Source organism: Jingyaoa shaoxingensis (assembly GCF_014385005.1).
GTDB classification, from domain to species: Bacteria; Bacillota; Clostridia; order Lachnospirales; family Lachnospiraceae; genus Marvinbryantia; species Marvinbryantia shaoxingensis.
In genome coordinates, this window is sequence record NZ_JACRSZ010000001.1 from 368,425 (window position 1) to 390,922 (window position 22,498).

The following is a 22,498-nucleotide window of genomic DNA, read 5'->3' on the forward strand; positions in this document are numbered from 1 at the left end:
TATTGATTGTTCTCAATTCTGCATTTCCTTTGTGCATTATCATACACCTGTATTCGAAAAATGTAAACTACTTTTTTTCATTAAATTGTCAGATAATCTGATAATTTGGTTTTCTGTTCCTTGTTTTTTCAAAATTGTGTAAATTATCTGTTTTTTAATGTCTCAGGCGAAAAAAAACATGGAAGAAAGCCAATTCTTTCCTCCATGTTTTTTTATTATTTCTTTTGCTGTTTTTCGTTTTCAGAAACTTTCAGACAATTAGTAGGATCTAACTTTTAGCATTTGCCGCAAAATTATCTCATAAACTTCGTAAGTTCATGCCACAATCTTCCCAATGGAAGTCCAACAATGGTCGTATATTCTCCCCGAATTTCCCTGATGTATTTTGCAAAATGTCCTTGAATGCCATAGGCTCCGGCCTTGTCCATCGGTTCTCCGGTATGAATGTACTCCCATATCTCATCATCCGTCATAGGGTACACAGATACATCACTCTTCTCATAAAAAGACACTTTCTTTTCCCCGCTTATCAGAGTCACACCGGTATAGACCTGATGGGTCTGTCCCTGCAGAATATGAAGCATCTGAAAAGCATCCTCTTCATCCTTAGGTTTGCCAAGAATACGGTCGTCCTGTGCTACCACCGTGTCTGCACCGATGACCACTGCATCTTTCTGATCTTCATTTAACGTCAGAGCAACTGCCATCGCCTTGCAGCCGGATAACTCCTTCACCACCTCACCCGGATAGGTACTGGTCATTACCTCCTCGGCATCACTGACAATCACTTCAAAATCCAGGCCGATCTGCGCCAGAAGCTCCTTTCTTCTTGGCGATCCAGAAGCTAAAATAATCTTCTTCAAAATATGTCACTCCTTTGTGAAAAATTTTCTTATGTTATCATTTGTTCTATTGAATGTTTATAGTATATTGAATATTCACGGTATGTCCTCTGTTACGTACCACGCATCTACGTCGATTTTCTGTCTGTGCTGCGTCGCTTATTATGTGCCTCTTTGTTGCGATAGATGCGTTTGCCCCAAAGAGGCACAAGTTATACTCGCACAGACGACGAAAATGCTCCTACCAGATGCTTAGGTACGTAACCAGAGAACATACCTGTGACTCAAAATTGTTTATGAACTGAATGATACTGGCATTCGCAAGAAATCTCTTGTATATTATTTAACTTGCATTTTTACTATTCTTCTCAAATATCTAAAAATTTTTTTATCAAATACACCTGCCATATATTTTCATTAATTCGAAACACAGGTGCATCAGCTTCATTCATGAATCTAAGCATTCGGTAGGCAGATTTTCGTAAACAGAGCGAGGCTAGTTCATCCCTCTTCTTTGTAACGCTTCTATTGCAAAGAAGAGGGATGTTATAGACGACGCAGCTCTGTTCGAAAATCAACGTGAATGCGTGATTCTCGCACCGTTCGTTCGATGCTTACAAGAACATCGCCACAATCGGTATGGACGCCACCGATAACACCGTACTGAAAAAGATCCCTTTTGATACCAGATCTACATCTCCGTCGTACTGGATAGCCAGCATGGTGGCATTGGTTGCAACCGGTGTAGCTGCAAGTACAACAGCAGTTCCACGAATGAGATACTGCTGTTCGTGAAGAAGGTTCATTGCTGCAAGTACAGCCAACGGCATTACAATCAAACGAAAAACTGTGAAAACATAGATTCTCCAGTCATTAAATAATTCCCTTGCTTTCATTTTAGCAATGGTACCGCCTATAATAATCATTGCCAGTGGTGTCGTCAGATTTCCAAGATAATTCAGCGCATCATTCAGATATTCCGGAAGCGGAATCGGCGTAAAAAACCATATCAATGCAATCAATGCAGTAACCATTGGGGTATTGATCAGAAGTTTGGGATTAAACTTTCCTGCTTTTTCTTCACTGATCAGCATAATTCCAATGGAATATACAATAAAGTTAAACATAACATTAAAAATCACTGCATAAATCATTGCATCAATCCCAAACACTGCCTGTATAACCGGATAACCCATAAAACCTACATTTCCAAACAGAAGCATAAAAATGTAGGTTTTCCTCTGCTTTTTCGGTGTTCGTGTCACAATCACAAACACCACACCAACAAGAAAATAAACCACATAGCAAAACAAGCTGATTCCTGTTACTTCCAGCAATGTCATATTAGACACTTTCCCTCTTTTTGCTAAAAAGGATACCAGTATCTGTGCCGGAAGTGATACATTCAGTACCAGTTTTGTCAGATACCTGACAGCATCATCATTTGTTACATGCGCCTTGTAAGCCACATACCCCGTCACCAGAAGCAGAAACAGTGCCAGCATCTGGTAAGTAATCATTACAATATCCATTTTCTCTCTCCATCTCTCTCACTCTCATAATCCTTATGTATCTTAGCATAATCCGCCCAAATGTAAAACGCTAATTTTATTTAAAATTCTGATTCCAGAATGCGGTCAGCTTCTCTTTCACATTATTTAAGGTACAGGTCTCATAATCTGCCCATTCTCTTGGGAAACTGCTGCGGTATTGCTGCTGCCCAAACCGCTCATCCAGCAATACAATGACCCCCGTATCTTCATCGGTCCGGATCACACGCCCTGCAGACTGCATGACCTTGTTCATCCCCGGATAACGGTACGCATGGTCAAATCCGTCCATATTCCGTCTGTCATAATATTGTTTCAAAATCTCACGTTCATTGCATACCTGTGGCAAACCCGGTCCCACCACAATGGCTCCTATGAGACGATTTTTCTTCAGATCAATCCCTTCTCCGAAAATTCCTCCCATGACACAGAATCCCACCAGCATACCTGTTTCCCTTTCCTGAAACTGATCCAGGAATTCTTCTCTCTGCGCTTCTGTCATATGCGTACTCTGCTCAATGACTTCCGTCTCTGGATTTTTCAGCTCGTCAAAATACTCTTTCACATCTGTCATCATCTTATAGGATGGGAAAAATACCAGATAGTTTCCGGCTTTCGCTTCTGTCACCTGCTGAATGTAAGACGCAATTTTCCGGAACTCTGCGGTTGTCCTCCTGGTATATTTCGTACTGACATCCAGACCAAGAAGTACCTTTTTCCGCGCCGGATCAAATGTAGATTTTGCATAGACTGCATAATCATCCTTCTCTCCGGATAACAGTTCCATGTAATACTGTACAGGAAGGAGAGTCGCAGAAAACAGAATCGCCGCTCTGCCTTTTTCCAGACACTGCCCCAGCTTATCTGCCGTATGAATACAGTATAATCTTAAGGCAAATCTGCCATCCCGGTCATGCTGGACATAGATCTCATAGCTGTCATCAATCTCTTCATAAATATCCAGAAATGCCCGCACCTGAAAATAAAAATCCAGTGTCTTCTTTTTGGCTTCTTCTGTTTCTCCATCTCCGGATGGACGGTTCATGATGGATTCCCGGTCTTCCAGAATCTGTTCCAGTGCATGGCTGACATTGAACAGATTCAAGGCAAAGGTATCAATATTCGAAAGCAAAGTATATTCTTCACATTCCCGCTTCCATTCCAGCAGATATTTATTTCCCCGTTCCAGTGCAGCCACTGCCTTCCGGCTGTACGGCTTCAGGAAACGCTTCACATCCAGAAAATCTTCTTTATAGAGAGTGGCACTGTACATTTCCCGCCCACGCTCTACCAGGTTATGAGCTTCATCAATAAGGAAGAGATAATCCCCCTTCACCCCTTCCGAGAAAAAACGCTTCAGCTTTGCCTGCGGATCAAACACATAATTATAATCACAGATGATGGCATCTGACCATAATGATACATCCAATGCCATTTCAAACGGGCATACCTGCCATTTCTGCGCCTGTTCCATGATCCTGTCCCGGTTGTAGTTTCCCGGATTTTCCTCATATTCAGTCAGCAGTTCAAATACCGCATCATTCACACGGTCAAAATGTCCTTTTGCATAAGGGCATTTTTCCGGATTGCAGTCCGGTTCCCCGCAAAAACAGATCTTCTCCTTTGCCGTCAGAGTCAGGACTTTATAGTGCAGTCCCTGTTTTTTTAACAGTGTAAATGCCTCTTCTGCCACGGTTCTGGTAATGGTCTTGGCTGTCAGATAAAAGATCTTGTCCCCCAGATCCTGTCCCACTGCCTGCACCGCCGGAAACACCGTAGAAAGCGTTTTTCCCACACCTGTCGGTGCCTGGATAAACAGCTTTTTTCCGTGCCAGATCGTCCGGTAGACCGCTGCCGCCAGATCCTTTTGTCCTTCTCTGTAAGGATAGGGAAATACCGTTTTTCCAATGGAGTCCTTTCTGGCATGCTTCCATTCCAGCTGCATCTGCGCCCATTTCCGGTAGGCTGCAGTCAGTTCTTCAAACCAGCTTTCCAGTTCCGCCTTCGTATAGGTATAATGAAACCTGCGTATCTCTTCGGTGTCCAGATTCGCATAGGTCATCTGCACACCGATCTCTTCCAGATTCCGCTGACCTGCATAGATGCAGGCATAACATTTTGCCTGGGCAAGATGAATGGGATCTGCCTCTTCCATTCGCTCCACATCCCGGAATACGCCCTTGATCTCATCAATGACATATTTTTCCTGCTCTTTAAAAATACCGTCTGCCCGTCCTTCCACCACCAGAAGAAAGGTTTCATAGTCGATCTCCGTCTTTAACGGTACTTCTGCATGATAATCTGCCCCCATCCTGCCCTGGATCTTACGGTGCAGGCGGCTTCCCATCTGCATGGCATCTTTATCTGCCACAGTCCCTCTTCGATTGTCTATATCACCGCTGCGCAAAATGAATTCTACCAGATTCCGCACAGATACCCTGATCAGTTCCACTTTATCTCCTGCGCTTATGCGCCCTTTCTCATTTTCTGTCTGTTTGCTGCCTTTGCGTGACACAACTGCTGCTTTTCTTATTATTTGCCTCATCCCAGTATAGCGCAGTGACTTCTCAAATGTAAAGCCTATCTACTTTCCCCGTGCTTATAGTCAGTTCTAACCGTTACAGGGATATTACATTATGTAAATAAATGTAAATTTTATAATAAATAATCGACATATATTTGCATTTTTATACACTCTATGTTATATTACTTTCTGCATTTTATAATTTTTTTATAATTTACAGATTTAATTTAGAAATGACAATCGTGTCAATTGTGATCTCAGATACTGATGTCCGGGGTCATCTTTTAGGAGTTTTTATGAAATTAGAATTAACTCGAGAGGAGATCTTAGAGAAACTGATCCATTCCTACGAGGGGTACTTTGATATTGAACGTTCCGATGATTTTGAACCGCCACTTCAGGCTGTCTGTCATTTTAATGTACGTTCTGCCAAGTATGTTCTGCTGAAAAAGGCGGAACTGTGGAGTGCCACTTCCAACGAACATGTTTACATATTTTCTGTTCCGGAACTGACCGAAGAGATCTACCGCATATGTGAAAAAAAAGCCTATGACGAGGGCATGAAGCTGATTGATCCGAAGCCCGGTCATATGTATACCTATATTACGGCAATATTTATCTGCGACACCTGCACACCGGAAGCGAAAAAGCTTCTGAAGAAATGCAGGATTTACAAAAGTTTTCATTTTTCGCTGCACGGCTGGATGGATTTCCATACAGTCCTTATCCAGCGGGGTGAATCGGATTTTCCGACCAACCGCAGTGGTAAGAGCAATGCGAAATTTATGAAAAATATATTCATGAAGAAAGTCAGACGTAAAAAGGGCGCCTGACACCTGTGGCAATGACCTCAGGTTATTGCTCACAGAGAAAAAAGAAAAGGAGAGTGTAATTCATGAATGCAGCATTATTGTTAGTAGTAGGTTGCGTGATCCTGATCGTAGGTTACGTAACATACGGCAAATGGCTCGCCGAACAGTGGGGCATCGACGAGAACCGCGTAACACCCGCCCATGAACTGGAAGATGGTAATGACTATGTTCCGGCTAAAGCACCTGTACTGATGGGTCACCATTTTTCATCTATCGCAGGAGCAGGTCCTATCAACGGACCAATTCAGGCAGCCGTATTCGGCTGGGTACCTGTTCTTCTGTGGGTACTGATCGGTGGTATCTTCTTCGGAGCAGTACATGACTTCGGAGCATTATTTGCTTCTATCCGTCACAAAGGACAGTCTATCGGTGAAGTTATCGAAGACAGCATGGGAACAGGCGCAAAGAGATTATTCATCATCTTCTCTTACCTGACCCTGATCCTTGTTGTAGCAGCCTTTGCTTCTATTGTTGCCAACACATTTAAAGCAACTTACGATGAAAGCGGCGTACTTGATAAAGTAGCAAGTTCCGCAAATGCTTCTACAGCAATGATTTCTATCTTATTCATCCTTGTAGCTATCGTATTCGGTTTCCTCGTATACAGAAGAAATGCCGGACTTGGAATCTCAACTGTAATCGGTGTAGCAGCTATCGTGCTGTGTATGGCAATCGGTCTGAACTTCCACCCACTGTACCTGAATGGTACAACCTGGATGATCATCGTTGGTATCTACATTACAATTGCATCTGTAACACCTGTATGGATTCTGCTTCAGCCACGCGACTACTTAAGTTCCTTCCTTCTTTACGGAATGATGATCGTAGCCGTTGTTGGTATCGTTGGAGCTCATCCGACTATCGACATCCCTGCATTTACAGGATTTGTTGACCAGGCTACAAACGGTTCCGGTGTATCTCTTGGTACCCTGTTCCCGGCTCTGTTCATCACTATTGCCTGTGGTGCTATTTCCGGTTTCCACTCACTGGTTGGTTCCGGCACAACAGCAAAACAGCTGGATAACGAAAAAGACGCACGGCCAATCGCATACGGCGGTATGTTGATCGAATGTGCACTGGCACTGATTTCTCTGTGTGCCGTTGGTTATATCTGGAAAGAATATGTTCCAGGCGGAGTTACTACTCCTACTGCAGTATTTGCAACCGGTATCTCACGTATGTGTGCTACCATCCCATTCCTTGCAGGCGCAGAACACGTTATTTACTCTCTGCTGATCCTTGCAGTATCTGCTTTCTGTCTGACTTCTCTGGACACAGCTACACGTCTTGCACGTTACATGTTCCAGGAATTCTGGCTGAATCCAGGTGAGGATGTTGCTTCTGTAACAGGATTCAGAGCCATCCTTGTAAAACCAATCGTTGCAACTCTGATCACTGTAGTTCTTGGTATCTTCCTGGGACTGAACGGATATGCAAATATCTGGGCTCTGTTCGGAGCAGCAAACCAGTTACTGGCAGCTCTGGGTCTGATGGCTGTTGCCACATGGCTTGGCCAGATCGGTAAGAACAACAAGATGTTCTTCATCCCAATGTTCTTCATGCTGATCGTAACAATCTGCTCACTGCTTCTGACCATCAAGGCAAACCTTGGTGCAATCGGTGCAGAAGGCGCAGGTTCATGGCCAATCGTTCGTCTGGTACTTGCAGTGCTGCTGATCGTGCTTTCTCTGATCCTTGCAGTAAAAGCTGTTAAGACAATCAGCGGACAGAAAAAGAATGCTTAATTGATCTATATCAGTTTCATAAAAGAGATATCTGAAGAGATTCGGATATCTCTTTTTTTGCTGTAAGATTCTTTCATCTAAACATTTGGTTCTGTTCAGATATGTTCTGTTCTACATTTTTTACAATCGTATTTGTCTTTGCAATACAAACATTTGTGTTTTTCTGGTTGACACTTTCGTCAATTGACGATATAATGAATCCCAAGTTCGGTCTTTTCATGCAGACACAATAACAGACATTTTAGATGTCTTCCCTGTCGTCTGTTGACCGCAGTCTATCAAATACACTCAGGAGGAACCCAACATGTATTCATTAGAAGAAATTCGATCCGTAGACCCTGAAATCGCTTCTGCCATCGAAGCAGAGGCCGCTCGTCAGAATTCCCATATCGAGCTGATTGCTTCCGAGAACTGGGTAAGCAAAGCTGTTATGGCAGCCATGGGAAGCCCTTTGACTAACAAATATGCTGAAGGCTATCCCGGAAAGCGATACTACGGCGGGTGTGAATGCGTAGATGTTGTGGAAGAACTTGCGAAGAAACGTGCCTGTGAGCTGTTTGGATGTGAATATGCCAATGTACAGCCGCATTCCGGTGCACAGGCAAACATGGCTGTAGAATTCGCCATTTTAAAACATGGTGATACGCTGATGGGTATGAACCTTGCACATGGCGGACATCTGACACACGGAAGTCCAGCCAACTTTTCCGGTTCTTATTTTAATGTAGTTTCTTATGGAGTAAATGACGACGGTTTTATTGATTATGAACAAGTACGTCAGATTGCATTGGAGAACAAACCAAAGCTGATCATTGCCGGCGCCAGTGCTTATGCACGTATTATCGATTTCAAAAAATTCCGTGAGATTGCAGATGAAGTGGGGGCTTACCTGATGGTGGATATCGCCCATATCGCAGGTCTGGTTGCCGCAGGTCTTCATCCGAGCCCAATTCCTTATGCGCATGTGACCACTACTACCACTCACAAGACTCTGCGTGGTCCAAGAGGCGGTATGATTCTCTGCAGCAACGAGATTGCAAAGAAGTTTAACTTCAATAAAGCTATTTTCCCAGGTATTCAGGGTGGTCCTCTGATGCATGTGATCGCAGCGAAGGCAGTCTGCTTTCAGGAAGCTCTGCAGCCGGAATTCCGTACTTATCAGGAGCAGGTAATAAAGAACTGTGCGGCACTCTGCCAGGGACTGATCAAACGTGGCGTAAACATTGTATCCGGCGGTACCGACAATCACCTGATGCTGGTAGACTTGCGCGGAACCGGCATTACCGGCAAAGAGATGGAACATCTCCTGGATGATGCAAATATCACCTGTAACAAAAATGCGATTCCAAATGATCCGGAATCTCCATTTGTAACCAGTGGTGTTCGTCTTGGAACCGCAGCAATCACCTCCAGAGGCCTGAAGGAAGACGATATGGATCAGATTGCAGAAGCAATCTCCCTGATGATCCAGAGCCCTGATAATAAAGAAAAGGCCAGAGCTATTGTAAAGACTCTGACTGACCGTTATCCACTTAATGTCTAATAATCCATTGGGGACGGAGTTTTCTGGCTTTCACAGGCCGGAAAACTCCGTCCCCATCGGCTTTATTTCACTTTTATCGCATGTTTCGGACACATTTCCTGACAACAATAACATCGGATACATTTTTTATAATCATATACCGGTGGCTGCTCCTTGCCTTTCTTAAAGTCAACTGCCTTGCCGGGTACCGGACAGTGGGATACACAGATTCCGCATCTTATACATTTTTCTTTCTCGATTACCGGGCGGCGGATCAGCCGTGTCATGAAGTCAGAATACCTGCTTAAAAACGTCTTCTTTCTTCCGGTACGATCCACGTCAAACCGTGGATTGCCGTATTTTTTCTGCATTTCTTCCATGATCAGATTCCTGCTTGTCACCGTTTCACTGCCTGCTTCATTGGCACGATTCTTCTGACCGGAAGCAAAAACTTCCGTAATCTGTATCTCTTCCTCTTTATAAGTACCAATACCCATTGCCTGTCCCTGCACACAGGTCGGCACCATCTGTGGATCAAGATATACCATATGACAGAATACACTGTCCAATGCCACCGGATCTGTGGATAACAGGAGTACTTTCATATTAACAGGCGTCCCTGATCCCGGCCCGTTTCCTTCCATGGCTGTGATTCCATCCATAATATGCAACCGGATATCTGTGCATCTGTGAATATCTGCCAGTGCTCTGGCGAATACACTGGCATTCGGATATTTTACATGTCCCGCTGCCTTTCTTGCGCCACAGATAAATCCATACACATTCTTTACGGCTCCTGTCACCCGCTCCAATGCGTGAGTTTTCATCTTACAGACATTGATGATGGCATCTGCTTCAGTGATCCCTTTTGCAAAATGGAATTCCTTTGCTGTCTTTCCGCCTGGAAATGAAGTCAATACCTCTTCTTCCATATTGGCCCGTTTCACTCCGTATCGCTCCGCTGCTTCCTCCAGCCCGATCTTTCCTGCTGCAGCCTGACAGCTTCCATGCCCCGGTGAATCCCCGTACTGCACATGAAAATATCCTTCTTCCTGCAGAATGCGAAATACTGCTTCAATTACTGTCGGATGGGTGGTGACAGCCTTTTCCGGCAGTGCCGCTGAAAGGAAATTTGGCTTTACCAGAATTTTTTCTGACTTGTCCAGAAATGTCTCTATTCCTCCCAGTGCCTCTATTCCGGCTTTTACTGACCTGTATACCGGTTCTTTTTCGTAGCTGTCACAGGGTACGACGATTACTTTTACTTTCTCTGTCATATTGTGTCCTTTCTGAAAAGTTATTTTTACATAGCTCATTTCCATCTGAGTCTCTGAATATTTTCAATTTTTGTCACTATCTTGTATTTTTTCCCGAACAAGAGTATAGTAGTCTCATTGGAGGTGTTACTATGATAGAAGAATTACTTGCTATGCTAGAGATGCAGGAAGAGATCCTGCAATTCACTCATTTCACCAACGAAGATGCCTGGGAGCTGGGAAAACTCATCGTTTCCGAGATCCAGCGCCAGAAGCTTCCGGTGGCTGTTACGATACGCCTGAACAATGGATATACCGTTTTTCGTTATGCGGCAAATGGCACCAATATCCAGAACGAGAACTGGATGCAGCGTAAATTCAACACCGTACGTACACTGGAAACCAGCACACTTCACGCAGCCATGCTGCTGAAAAAGTCTGAGCAGACACTTGCCGACTGGTTCCTGGATGAAAAAGAATATGCAGCTGCAGGCGGCGGTTTTCCGATCCGTATCGAAGAAGTCGGTGTCATCGGAGCTGTCATTGTCTCCGGTCTTCCTCATTTTGCAGACCACGACCTGATCGTCAAATGCATCAGCCGTTATCTTCATGTAGATGAAGTTCCACGAATTCGCGGAAGCGTAAATATCTGATACCAGAGTCAAAAGCCGGAAACCACGATGTGCTTGCACAAGAGTGGTTTTATGGCTTAATGACTCGCCCCCATATGAGCATAAAAGTGAAGCGTAGGCTTCGCGATATGCGAATATGGGACGGATTGTGGGAGTACAAAGTACGGAACAATCCGTATGGTATCCTCCATTTCAAGGCAGTTTCCATGGTGGATCTGCCTTGAACTGCATCTGCGCTCCTGTAACCGGATGCCGGAATGCCAGTTTCCAGGAATGGAGCGCCTGATGATCCAGTATCCGGTAATCTGGATTGTACAGATAATCACCTGTCAGAGGATATCCAATGTATTTCATATGTACACGAATCTGATGGGTTCTTCCTGTTTCCAGCTTTAATCTCACCAGCGAATATCCATTTCGATAATCCAGTCTCCAGTAATGGGTCACTGCCCGGTCTCCCTTTTCAAAGTCCACGCAACGTTCGATTACCGATTCCTCTTTTCGGGCTATTGGTGCATCTATCACGCCTTCCTGTGGTACTTCTCCTTCTGCAATTGCCAGATACTCCCTTTGTATCTCTCTTTTTTTACTCATGTCCGACAAGCTTCCACCGCTGAGCATATTTTTTGCGACAATCAATAGTCCTGTGGTATCCCGGTCCAGACGATTGATACAACGATATACAAACGTTTCTCCCTTTTGCTGATAATACCACATCAAAGCATTGGCCAGAGTATTATTATAATTGTTGATAGACGGATGAATCGGCATGTCCGCCGGCTTGTTGATAATAAGCAGATCTTCATCTTCGTATACAATATCCAGCGGCAATTCTGCCGGTACAATCTGCTCAGAAGATTCAGATTCTATGATACGGATCTCAAGATGATCCCCTTCTTTCAAAAACTGTCCCACATACGCCCACTCTCCATTTAACAGAATTCCATTTTCTGTCTTTTTCAGATGAATGATCACATGTCTGGAATATCCTGCCCTGCGCAGAAAATCCCCGATTTTCGTGCCTGCCTGTTCTGCTGTAATCTCATAAGTCAACACTCTGTTCATTTCCTGACTCCTTCGCCGTTAAATGCCGGTATGAAGCTCTCGCCCACCGGATCACCTTCCTGGAAAAATCCATTCTCGATGCCCAGGACCATGGCATAATCCAGTAATCGGCTGTATTCCCTCTTTGTCACTCTGCGGTTCAGTTCCGGATATGTTATCATCTGCGGCATCGGCGTATACTGGCTCATAATGCTGATATAGATCTGATTCTGATAAGTTTCATGCAGATACTTCAATACCGCTTTTGAATCCTTCACATGACCAGGCAAAAGAAGATGACGTACAATCACGCCCTTTTTCATCATTCCCCGTTCATCGAACTCACACACCGGGCACTGACGTACCATTTCTGCCAGTGCTTCTTTAGCCACATCCGGGTAATTCTGTGCGTGGGAATATTTCCCTGCCAGTTCTCTATCCATGTATTTCATATCCGGGAGATAAATATCCACCAGGCCATCCAGGAGGCGTAATGTATCCGGCAGTTCATATCCACTGCTGTTATAGACTACCGGGATCTGTAATCCCATATCTTTTGCTCTGCGGAGACTCTCTGCCACAGCCGGTGCATAATGGCCTGCTGTCACCAGATTGATATTATTGGCTCCCTGCTCCTGTAGATTCAGATAAATCTCTGCCAGCCGCTCTACTGACACATTTTCTCCCGCCTGTCCTCTGGAAATCTCTGTATTCTGACAGAATACACACCCCAGAGTACAGCCTGCAAAAAAGACAGCCCCTGAGCCTTCTTTACCTGATATACAGGGTTCCTCCCAGAAATGAAGAGCCGCCCTTGCCACACGCATCTGCGCATCCACATGACATGCCCCCGTCCTTCCTGCTATTCTGCTCACCCCGCATTTTCGCGGGCACAATGTACAATTCTCAAATGGTTTCATCCAATCTTCCATATTTTTATTCCTGTTATATCTCCTCCAGCATGGCAAACTGCCGGATAAATTCTTTTCTTCCGTAATCTTTGAATTCCACAATGATCTGCATATCATTCTCTTCTACAATCTCGCCGATGCCATATCTGACATGACGCACACGTTTTGCTTGTACTGTATTCTGACCGTCACTCTGTGGTGCCACAGTGCCCGTCTTCTCAGCATCTGCATTTTCTATTCGATTCTTCTCTACCTGCTTTCGGATTGACTGCAGATGTGACTGAGCATCTTCCCTGTTTCTGGTTCCCATTGGCTTTCCCTCCGGATATTCCACCAGACGATCTGGCAGGAATCGCAAAAAACGTCCCGGTCCGGGCATCACTCTTGGTCCGTCCGGGCTGGTATACCAGGAAAGCTCCAGATACTCTTTTGCTCTGGTCATTCCCACAAAAAACAGCCTGCGTTCTTCTTCCTCTGATTCCATGCCGCCGGACAACAGTGGAATCAGTCCATTGTTCACACCAATCAAAAATACATGGGAGAACTCCAGTCCCTTGGACGCATGTAAAGTCATGAATTTTACTGTATCTGTCTGGGAATCCTTCTCGTCTTCTATCCGCATGCCCGCCAGCGCAATATCATTCAGACAGTTCTTTGCCGCTGTAATCCACTCCTGTCGGCTGATTCCCTCATCCGACTTTTTCTCACTGATACGACAGATTTCCCTGCAAAGTATCTCCAATACTTTCTGTACCTGTCCCATCTCTTCTTCATACGCTGCGCTGGTAGGCAGAATCTGCATCTGAAGTGCCAGAAGGTCAGGAAGCATTCCACTCATCTCCTTCACGGATGCACGTTCCGGCAGAACCTCTGGCATATACTGAATGCGCAAAAGCAACGACATTTTCTCCAGATTCCTTTTTTCTGGCATCTGTTTCTCCACCATCTGATTTCCTGAAAAGCCCTTATTCGGATGCCCGCTTTCCGCTGTCTGATTGTTTTCTGTCTTCCCTGCCTTTGCCAGTTCTTTTTCTGCCCGTTTCTGCGTCCACCCTTCTCCATACTGCTTATCACAAAGAGCCAGAAGCAGATCTGTCTTATTTTCCGGATACAATGCACTTTTCAGTACATGGAAAAACCATGCCAGAACCGGAATATCCTGCATACTTTTTTTCACAGACACTTCACATGGGATACCTTCTCTTGTGAACGCCTTCTCCAGTATCTCTGACTGGTTCTGCATACGGTAAAATACGGCTATTTCACCGTATGGAATCCCATGTTTATGCAGTTCCCGTATTCTGCCTGACAGATAGTCTGCCTCCTGAAAGGGATCGTAATGATTCTTAATTACAATCTTCTGTCCAGCTTCCCTGCATCCTTCCAGGTGGGAACCATTTTGTAAAAAACGTTTTGCCGCTTCCAGAATCGTGCCTGTGGAACGATAATTCACCGGAAGTGATACTTCTCTTGCCTGATACTTCATACGCAGCAACGGAAATATCTGAAAAACACTTCCTCTCCAGCTATAGATCACCTGATTGGGATCTCCCACTGCAAACAGATGGGTCTCCGGCTTTTTCAGCTGTTCCAGAAACAGCATCTGGCTGTGGTCGCAGTCCTGTACCTCATCAATGATCACCCATTTTGCCCGAATTGCCTCTGGATGCCTTTCCAGAAGCTCTGTGGCATTTTTCAGCAGATCCGCATACGTCATCTGATTCTGTCTGTGTTTCTCAGCTTCCAGCAGTGTCATCAGTTCTTTCCAGTCATCCTGATAACGCACACACATCTCTCCTGATGCACGCTCCTGATCCAGACGCTTTTTCATGCGATTCTTATATTTAATCTTCAGTCCATGTTCTGTGATGAGCTGCAATGCCATCTCCAGTTCTTCCTCAGGTGTCATAACCTGGAATCCTTCTCTGTATCCCAGGTCTTCCACCGGAAGATACTTCTGCAGCAGATTCAGTGCTACTGCATGAAACGTCCCGAAAAACAGCATCTCTTCCCTGTCGGAAACAAGCTGCTGTTCTCTGAGACGTTCCTGTATCTCGCCTGCCGCCTTGTTGGTGAACGTGAGTACAAACATATCCTGAAATGCGATCTTTTTCTCTGTATGCAGGAAACGGATTTTCTCGATCAATACCGTAGTCTTTCCACTTCCCACATTGGCATTAACCAGACAGGCATTGCTTTCATCCTGCACTGCTTCCCATTGATATTGATTTAACTGTATAGTCTCCATTTTCGTCACTCTTTTACTGCTTCCTGCCCCCGTCTGAGGATGTCTCAGTCCGCTCATAGCGTCGCGCCACCTTCTCCTGCTTTGCCTTTCGCTCCTGCTGTATGTCACTGTCCCGGCTATTCTGTCCGGAAATTACCGCGATTCTTGTATTCTCCGGCATTTCCACGTAATATCTCAATACATTTCTGATTACTGTCAGATTCTCAAAACTCTGAGCCCAGTCCGCATAAAATGCACTTTCCACGGTCAGACATATCCTGTTCTTTTCTGTCTCCACCTTCTGAACGCTGGCGAAAAATGCTGCGAAACTCTCTCCGTTTTGTTTGGCTGCCTGCACAAATTCCTTCCACTTTTCTGTCAGATTTTCCAATGTGAATGCCTTCTGTCTCCAGACAGTCGGTGCCCACGTCACTACTTTGCTGCCTTCCGGAAGTGGTTCTTCTGCAATCAGATTCTTCAGTCCCCACAGCACCATCTTCTTATCCAGCCGGTAATCCCCGACGCACGCCACACAGCCATCTGCACACCTGCAGCCACTCACCATATGAATAGCCTGCTGTACCACCTGTGGAATCAGATCATAGATCTTCTCGGAAAATCCCAGACCGCCTACATAACGGTCATAAAAATACAGATCTGTTTCCTGTTCCTGCGGTCCCATCAGCTCCATGGCATCAAGGGACGTAATCACACCGATGTCCTCCTGCTCTGTCATCGTTACCATCTGAGCTGCATTTTTCAGTGCAAAGTTTAAGCCTTCAAAATGATTATTCCTTGTATATCTGCCTTCCTGATCAGGTTGAAGCAGACCTCGATATGCCCGAACTATATTGTCCGGAATTCGAAGCCAGGTTCCTTCTGTCTCGTATTTTTTCACCAGTGGTCTGCGAAGCTGCTCATATCCCAGATTCTGGTGATTATGAAACTGTAATTTTTTATACATATGTACATAATCTTCCACCTTCAGTTCCCCAAAGCTTAATGCTGTCCGTTCCCAGGTCTGGCTCTTTTGTTCGTGTATGATCTCGATATTGGTTTCACCGCCGGATACGGTGTAATAATTTCCCTGAAAAGGAATGGCATAGCCTGTCTTACTCTCCAGATTCAGTTCTGTTACCTGATAGGCGTCACCGTCATGGAGGTACACCGCTCCCGGATGGATCTCGCGGAAAGCCTGGCTCTCATCCATGCGGGTAATCACTTTTCCTGTCTCCCGTTCCATTAACTGATACTGATTCTCGTCAATATTGCGCATGGAAAATTCGCCTGCCGGATATTCTCCGCCAGACCACGCAAACCGTCCGTTCTGACTGCGCAGTTCCTCCATATTCATCAATACCGGTATGGTTTCCCCCAGATCCGGGAACAGTGCAATATCATCCAGAGACAACGGCAGTTCTGCCGCAGCCGCACGGATATGTGCCAGTTCAATCAGAAGATTATCCGGATCAATGATGGCATGCTCGCTGCTGTTTTCAAAAAGCCAGTCCGGTTCCAGTGCAATATACTGATCCATAGGAAGCTGTTCCAGAATCAGATAATTCGTACAGCTGCTCCCGCTTCGCCCGGCACGTCCCGTCTGCTGCCAGAAGGATGCTCTGGTACCCGGATAGCCAACCAGGACGGTGGTACTGATCTGGCCGATGTCTATTCCCAGTTCCAGGGCATTCGTAGATACTAATCCAAGTAGTACGCCTGCAATCATCTTCTGCTCAATCTCTTTTCGTTCTGCCGGAGTATAGCCGCCTCTATATCCAGAGATCTGATCAGAACGGCTTCTGCCCAGAAATCCAGCCTGATCCAACCGGTCTCTGGTCTCTTTTAATATAATCTCCACATTTCTTCTGGATCTGGTGAAGGCAATAAAGCTGCGCTGTTCCTCCATAAGCTGTGGAAGAAGCTGCGCTGCCACTGCTACGGCAGATTCCTGTCCATAATATTTGCCGTCTTTTCCCTGAATCTTCGGAGGCTGTATCAGACAATAACGCCGTTCTGCTGTCCCTGATCCGTCATGACTGACGCAGACAAACTTTTGTCCACAGATCTTCTCTGCCAGTTCCAGTGGGTTGGCAATGGTTGCTGAACTACACAGGAACTGTGGCTGTCCATGATAATACCGGCAGATCCGGTCCAGACGGCGGCATACATTCGCCATATGGGAACCAAAGGCTCCCCGATAGGTATGTAATTCATCCAGCACCACGAATCTCAAATTGCCAAATATAAAATCAAATCCGTACTTGCTGTGATTGGGCAGCATGGAGCCATTGAGCATCTCCGGATTGGTCAGAATGATATTGGCGCTTTTGCGGATACGGCTGCGTTCTGTCACCGGTGTATCTCCATCGTAAACACCTGCACTGATTCTGCTTTTTCCGAAGTATTCCAGTATTGGTTGAAGTGCCCGGTACTGATCTGCTGCCAGCGCCTTAGTTGGATAGACAAAGATAGCACGTGTCATGGGATTTTCCAGTATACTCTGTACCACAGGAAGAAAAAAGCTTAAGGTCTTCCCGCTGGCCGTAGATGTGGTAATGACGACATTTTTTTCCTCTCTTGCCAGTTCAAACATCTCTGCCTGATGAGTGTAGAGTTTCTCGATTCTCTGCTCCTGCAGGTACTTCTTCAGTTCCTCATGCAATTGCAGTGGATACTCTGTATACTGCGCCTTCCGTTCCGGGATCGTTTTTTCATAAATGATACAATCCTTTCCGTAATTCTCTGCGCTCATCCCTTATCCTTCCACAATCAGGAATCTTCCGTCCGGAAGTGGGAATACCTCGCTTGCTTCCAGAATCTCTTCATCAGACATTCCCGTAATATCCATGTTGTCTTTGAAGTATTTTTTCACTTCTTTCATATCTTTTTTTACCACTGCCATAGAATCTTCCAGAAAGGCATCTGCCTCTTCCAGATTCTCTGCCACCGGCTCATCAAATAACTGACTCTGTTTCTCCAAAAATGTTTCCAGACATACCTTATCGTACTGCATATTTATCCTCCTGTTAGTCCCGTAAAAGGGTTGCTTTTCTTACTTTAGAATCCTATAATGAATGTCGGGCGTCGATGCATATTTATTCATATTCATTGCATCCCTTATCTCTGCCCTGACATTACTATTATACATAATTTGGGGGTATTTATGAACAGTTATAATTTACAAAATTTCCGGGAGGGTCTGCGGGACGGTATTCCCATTGCCCTTGGTTATCTTGCGGTGTCGTTCACACTTGGGATTGCCACAAGGAACTTCGGTATCCATGCACTTCCGGCTACCATTATGAGTCTGACCAATTTCACCTCCGCGGGTGAATTTGCCGCTTTAGGCATTATCAGTGTGGGGGCTCCCTATCTGGAACTGGCACTGTCACAGCTGATCATCAACCTTCGTTATCTGCTGATGTCCTGCGCACTGTCACAGAAGCTCTCTGCTGAGACTTCTCTGTTTCACCGCTTCTGGACCGGATTTTTTATCACTGATGAGATATTCGGTGTGTCTTCTTCCAGACCCGGTAAACTGAATCCCTTTTATACTTACGGTACCGCTGCTGTGGCAATCCCTGGCTGGGCACTTGGCACCTGTCTGGGTGTAATCCTTGGAACTGCACTTCCGGCACGTATTACCCGAGCCTTAAGCGTTGCCCTGTATGGCATGTTCCTGGCTGTCATTATTCCACCTGCACGGAAAAATAAAGTGATCGCCGGACTCGTCATAGCAGCTATGCTCTGCAGCAGCCTGTTTTCTTATCTGCCATTCCTGGCAGATATTTCCACCGGCATGAAGGTTATCATCCTGACCATACTGCTCTCTGGAGCTGCTGCCATCTTATTCCCGGTAAAGGAGACTGAAGAAAATGCAAAATAATATTTATATCTACATTGTAATCATGGTAATCGTTACCACACTGATCCGTGTGCTGCCTCTGACACTGATCCGTAAGGAAATCAAAAATGTAACCTTACGTTCCTTCCTGTATTATATTCCTTATGTGACACTGGCAGTCATGACCTTTCCGGCCATCCTGTCTGCCACCGGAAGTCCTATCTCTGCATGGGCAGCCCTGGCAGTGGCTGTAATTGCCGCATGGCTGGGAAAAAGCCTGTTCTTTGTATCCTCGGCAGCATGTGTCGTGGTATTCGTACTGGAACTGCTTCTCCATGTATAGATATTCACCTGAATATCCATTTAAGTCAAAACATTTTTCCAAAAACCGCTTGACAGTTTTTCCTCCATATGATAGTATATCTAACTGTAGCGAGTAATCGTTCAGGCTGATGTGGCACAGGTGGTAGCGCACCTCATTGGTAATGAGGAGGTCACGGGTTCAACTCCCGTCATCAGCTTGCAAGAGGATGATCCGAGTGATCATCCTTTTTTTGTGTCCAAATCAACTCTCCCAGTTGTCTGGACAGCAAAACGGCCGGGAACCCCCGGCCGCCAGTCCCCTTATATCAGATGGGGGATTGCAGAGATGCGCGTCATGCAATGCATGACGCGCATCTCGCAGCAAGAATGCCTCGGCATTCTTGAATTTTATTTCTCACCCAGTCTCTGGCGCACGATCTCGTAAGCTAATACTCCTGCTGCCACAGAAGCATTCAGAGAATCGATATCGCCTTTCATCGGAATGGAAGCCACATAGTCGCATTTTTCCTTTACCAGACGGCTGACACCCTCTCCTTCGTTGCCAATCACCAGTCCGATCGGACCTGTCAGGTTCAGATGGTACATACTTTCCCCTCCCATATCGGCACATACAAACCACATGCCCTGCTTCTTCAGGTCTTCTATGGTCTTGCTTAAGTTGGTCACCTTTGCCACCGGTGTATAATTCAATGCCCCTGCTGAGGTTCTGGCTACTGTCGCAGTCAGTCCCACTGCCCGGCGCTTCGGAATAATCACGCCATGGGCACCTGCCAGATTCGCAGTACGGATAATAGCTCCCAGATTGTGTGGATCTTCAATATTGTCTAGCAGGAAAATAAATGGCGGTTCTCCCTTTTCTGCTGCCAGAGCCAGAATGTCTTCTACTTCTGCATATTCATAAGCTGCTGCCATAGCAATCACACCCTGGTGCTTACCGGTCTCACTCATCTGATCCAGACGCTCTTTTGCAACGTAATTGATGATGGTATCATGCTTTTTTGCTTCCCGGATAATAGTTCGTACAGGACCGTCCTGACAGCCATCCAGCACAAATAACTTGTCAATGGTCTTCCCGGAACGAAATGCTTCGGTCACTGCATTTCTGCCTTCAATGGTTAATTCTTCGTATCTCATAATTTCCTCACTTATAAAGATTCAGAGCCATGCGCATATCGACAAATATGTGGCTCTGAATACTTACACTCAGTTAATGTTCTTTTTGCTCTCTATAATGGTTGTGGGCATCTATTCTCTTAAAGTCCTCGCCTTCCAGTCCGATCTTTACCAGATCGATGATCCGTTCCAGCTTCTTCTGTAAATAAAGATAGCCGATCAGTGCTTCGAATCCCGTTGCCTTGCGGTAGGTTCCTGTGGATGCATTCTTCGCCTTGGTATAAGACTTGGCATTCCTTCCTCTCCGGTATGCGGTCTGCTCTTCTTCCGTCAGATACGGCATCATCCGGTCGATCATCTCCGCCTGATTCTCCGCTTTTACCAGTGTACTGGTTCTTCTGTGAAGCTTCTGCACCGGGCAGTTCTCCTGCTGAACCATAATGGTACGGATAATCAATTCAAACACCCCGTCCCCGATATAGGCCAGAGTCAGAGGAGAGTACTGCCGCAGATCTACCTCCGGCAGATTCATCTGCTGTTCCAGATAATCCTGATTTATTATGCTCTCTCCCATTTTACGCCTTCTCTGGTGTCTTTTAATACAATGCCCTTTTCCAACAGAAGATTACGGATCTCATCTGCTCTGGCAAAGTTCTTTTCTTTTCTTGCTGCCTGACGTTCTTCAATCAGTTTTTCAATGTCACTGTCCAGAATCTCTTCTTCTTTTTCCACAATCAGTCCGAGAATATCAGAAAGGCTGATAATCTTTTCTTTTACTGCATTAATAAAGGCCTTGGTATTCTCTGCTGTCACATTGCTGTTGGCATATTTTACCAGTTCAAAGATTGCTGCGATGGCATCTGCGGTATTGAAGTCATCATCCATGGCTTCATCAAACTTCTTCTCGTATTCTGTCAGTCCTTCTGCCTCTTTCTTCTCGGCTTCGGTCATCTCGCCTTCTGCCGCACTGCCAGCCAGGAACTTCAGATTGTCCACTGCATTGATGATACGGTCCAGTGCATTCTTGGACGCTTCCATAAGGTCTGCACTGAAGTTCAGCGGGCTTCTGTAATGGGCACTGAGCATGAAGAAACGCAACACCTGAAGATCGTATTTCTCTCCGATTTCACGAACGGTAAAGAAATTGCCAAGAGATTTGGACATCTTTCGGTTATCAATGTTCAGGAATGCATTGTGCAGCCAGTATCTTGCAAATTCTTTTCCATTGCAGCATTCACTCTGTGCGATCTCGTTCTCATGATGTGGGAAAATCAGGTCTTCCCCGCCGGCATGGATGTCAATCTCTTCTCCAAGATACTTCTTAGACATCACGGAGCACTCAATATGCCAGCCAGGACGTCCGTCGCACCATGGTGACGGCCAGGACGGTTCTCCTTCTTTCTTTGGCTTCCAGAGTACGAAATCCAGTGGGTCTTCCTTCTGGTCTTCACCGGATACCAGGAGAGATCTGTTACCCGCTCTTAAGTCATCCAGATTCTTGTGGGACAGCTTGCCGTATTCCTTAAACTGACGGGTACGGAAGTATACAGTACCGTCTGCCGCCGGGTATGCATAGCCTTTTTCAATCAGTGTGGAGATCATATCGATCATGCCGTCAATCTCCTGAGTTGCCAGAGGATGGGTGGTAGCCGGTTTTACATTCATGCCTTCCATATCCTTCTTGCATTCTTCAATATAACGCTGTGCCACTTCTTCGGCTGTTGTGCCTTCTTCAATGGCTTTTTTAATAATCTTGTCATCTACATCCGTAAAATTGGATACATAATTTACTTCATATCCTTTATGTTCCATATAACGTCTCGCTGTGTCAAAAACAATCATCGGACGTGCATTTCCGATGTGAATCAGATTGTATACAGTAGGACCGCATACATACATACTTACCTTGCCAGGTACCAGAGGCACAAACTCCTCTTTTTTCTTTGTCATCGTATTATAAACTCTCATGTTGTTTCTCCATTTATCTTTCTTTATCTATATCTGCTCAGTCTCCTCACAGATACGCTTTCATTCTTTCTAAGTGTATGAAAAAAACATGTATTTGTCAACAAAGCGAGATAAAAAACACAGC

Annotated in this window: 18 protein-coding genes and 1 tRNA gene; 7 read left to right on the forward strand and 12 right to left on the reverse strand. The window is 45.4% G+C overall.

Going from position 1 to position 22,498, the window contains the following annotated elements; translation table 11 throughout:
• Positions 1-293: 293 nt before the first annotated feature.
• The 3 genes from H8716_RS01795 to H8716_RS01805 form a co-directional block, all read right to left on the reverse strand.
• Positions 294-863, reverse strand: coding sequence for a Maf family protein (locus H8716_RS01795; protein ID WP_249306762.1), 570 nt, complete (start codon positions 861-863; stop codon positions 294-296).
• A gap of 593 nt (positions 864-1,456) precedes the next feature.
• The gene (locus H8716_RS01800) at positions 1,457-2,374 is read right to left on the reverse strand and encodes an AEC family transporter (RefSeq protein WP_249306763.1); all 918 of its coding nucleotides are present in this window, start codon (positions 2,372-2,374) and stop codon (positions 1,457-1,459) included.
• 76 nt (positions 2,375-2,450) lie between these two features.
• Complete coding sequence (locus H8716_RS01805) at positions 2,451-4,937, reverse strand: ATP-dependent DNA helicase (RefSeq protein ID WP_408610875.1); 2,487 nt, start codon at positions 4,935-4,937, stop codon at positions 2,451-2,453.
• A 275-nt stretch (positions 4,938-5,212) separates the two neighbouring features.
• Between H8716_RS01805 and H8716_RS01810 the strand changes: the two genes are divergently transcribed.
• From H8716_RS01810 to glyA, 3 genes are all read left to right on the forward strand, one after another.
• Positions 5,213-5,749, forward strand: a complete 537-nt coding sequence (locus H8716_RS01810) for a hypothetical protein (RefSeq protein WP_249306765.1) — start codon at positions 5,213-5,215, stop codon at positions 5,747-5,749.
• A 62-nt stretch (positions 5,750-5,811) separates the two neighbouring features.
• Entirely contained in the window at positions 5,812-7,533 is a 1,722-nt protein-coding gene (locus tag H8716_RS01815) for a carbon starvation CstA family protein (RefSeq protein WP_249306766.1), read from the forward strand.
• 304 nt (positions 7,534-7,837) lie between these two features.
• Complete coding sequence (glyA, locus tag H8716_RS01820) at positions 7,838-9,076, forward strand: serine hydroxymethyltransferase (protein ID WP_249306767.1); 1,239 nt, start codon at positions 7,838-7,840, stop codon at positions 9,074-9,076.
• Positions 9,077-9,138: 62 nt separating this feature from the next.
• Here the strand turns inward: glyA and H8716_RS01825 are convergent, their stop codons facing one another.
• Positions 9,139-10,332, reverse strand: a complete 1,194-nt coding sequence (locus tag H8716_RS01825; protein WP_249306768.1) for a DUF362 domain-containing protein — start codon at positions 10,330-10,332, stop codon at positions 9,139-9,141.
• A 131-nt stretch (positions 10,333-10,463) separates the two neighbouring features.
• On the opposite strand from H8716_RS01825, the gene H8716_RS01830 reads away from it, so the two are divergent.
• Positions 10,464-10,964 (forward strand): heme-degrading domain-containing protein, encoded by a 501-nt coding sequence (locus tag H8716_RS01830; protein ID WP_249306769.1) that lies wholly within the window; start codon positions 10,464-10,466, stop codon positions 10,962-10,964.
• Positions 10,965-11,135: 171 nt separating this feature from the next.
• Here the strand turns inward: H8716_RS01830 and H8716_RS01835 are convergent, their stop codons facing one another.
• The 5 genes from H8716_RS01835 to H8716_RS01855 are packed head-to-tail and all read right to left on the reverse strand — an operon-like array spanning position 11,136 to position 18,138.
• Positions 11,136-12,008: an RluA family pseudouridine synthase gene (locus H8716_RS01835; RefSeq protein WP_249306770.1), complete on the reverse strand. Its 873-nt coding sequence runs from the start codon at positions 12,006-12,008 to the stop codon at positions 11,136-11,138.
• Positions 12,005-12,919 (reverse strand): radical SAM protein, encoded by a 915-nt coding sequence (locus H8716_RS01840; protein ID WP_249306771.1) that lies wholly within the window; start codon positions 12,917-12,919, stop codon positions 12,005-12,007. Before H8716_RS01840 ends, H8716_RS01835 begins: the two co-directional genes overlap by 4 nt.
• Positions 12,920-12,932: 13 nt before the next feature.
• On the reverse strand, positions 12,933-15,203 hold the full coding sequence (locus H8716_RS01845; protein ID WP_249306772.1) for an ATP-dependent helicase: 2,271 nt from the start codon (positions 15,201-15,203) through the stop codon (positions 12,933-12,935).
• Positions 15,160-17,877: a DEAD/DEAH box helicase gene (locus H8716_RS01850; RefSeq protein ID WP_249306773.1), complete on the reverse strand. Its 2,718-nt coding sequence runs from the start codon at positions 17,875-17,877 to the stop codon at positions 15,160-15,162. The genes H8716_RS01845 and H8716_RS01850 overlap by 44 nt, the downstream gene beginning before the upstream one ends.
• A gap of 3 nt (positions 17,878-17,880) precedes the next feature.
• Positions 17,881-18,138 (reverse strand): glyoxalase, encoded by a 258-nt coding sequence (locus tag H8716_RS01855; RefSeq protein WP_249306774.1) that lies wholly within the window; start codon positions 18,136-18,138, stop codon positions 17,881-17,883.
• 150 nt (positions 18,139-18,288) lie between these two features.
• On the opposite strand from H8716_RS01855, the gene H8716_RS01860 reads away from it, so the two are divergent.
• The 3 genes from H8716_RS01860 to H8716_RS01870 all read left to right on the forward strand — a co-directional run bounded on the left by H8716_RS01860 (position 18,289) and on the right by H8716_RS01870 (position 19,490).
• The gene (locus tag H8716_RS01860) at positions 18,289-19,011 is read left to right on the forward strand and encodes an AzlC family ABC transporter permease (RefSeq protein ID WP_249306775.1); all 723 of its coding nucleotides are present in this window, start codon (positions 18,289-18,291) and stop codon (positions 19,009-19,011) included.
• Complete coding sequence (locus H8716_RS01865) at positions 19,001-19,312, forward strand: AzlD domain-containing protein (protein WP_249306776.1); 312 nt, start codon at positions 19,001-19,003, stop codon at positions 19,310-19,312. The genes H8716_RS01860 and H8716_RS01865 overlap by 11 nt, the downstream gene beginning before the upstream one ends.
• A 105-nt stretch (positions 19,313-19,417) precedes the next feature.
• Positions 19,418-19,490, forward strand: a tRNA-Thr gene (locus H8716_RS01870).
• A 190-nt stretch (positions 19,491-19,680) separates the two neighbouring features.
• Here H8716_RS01870 and rlmB read toward each other — a convergent pair.
• From rlmB to cysS, 3 genes are all read right to left on the reverse strand, one after another.
• Positions 19,681-20,427 (reverse strand): 23S rRNA (guanosine(2251)-2'-O)-methyltransferase RlmB, encoded by a 747-nt coding sequence (gene rlmB / locus H8716_RS01875; RefSeq protein ID WP_249306777.1) that lies wholly within the window; start codon positions 20,425-20,427, stop codon positions 19,681-19,683.
• Between the two features lie 73 nt (positions 20,428-20,500).
• Entirely contained in the window at positions 20,501-20,980 is a 480-nt protein-coding gene (locus H8716_RS01880; RefSeq protein ID WP_249306778.1) for a Mini-ribonuclease 3, read from the reverse strand.
• Entirely contained in the window at positions 20,965-22,374 is a 1,410-nt protein-coding gene (gene cysS, locus H8716_RS01885) for a cysteine--tRNA ligase (RefSeq protein ID WP_249306779.1), read from the reverse strand. Before cysS ends, H8716_RS01880 begins: the two co-directional genes overlap by 16 nt.
• Positions 22,375-22,498: the final 124 nt, after the last annotated feature.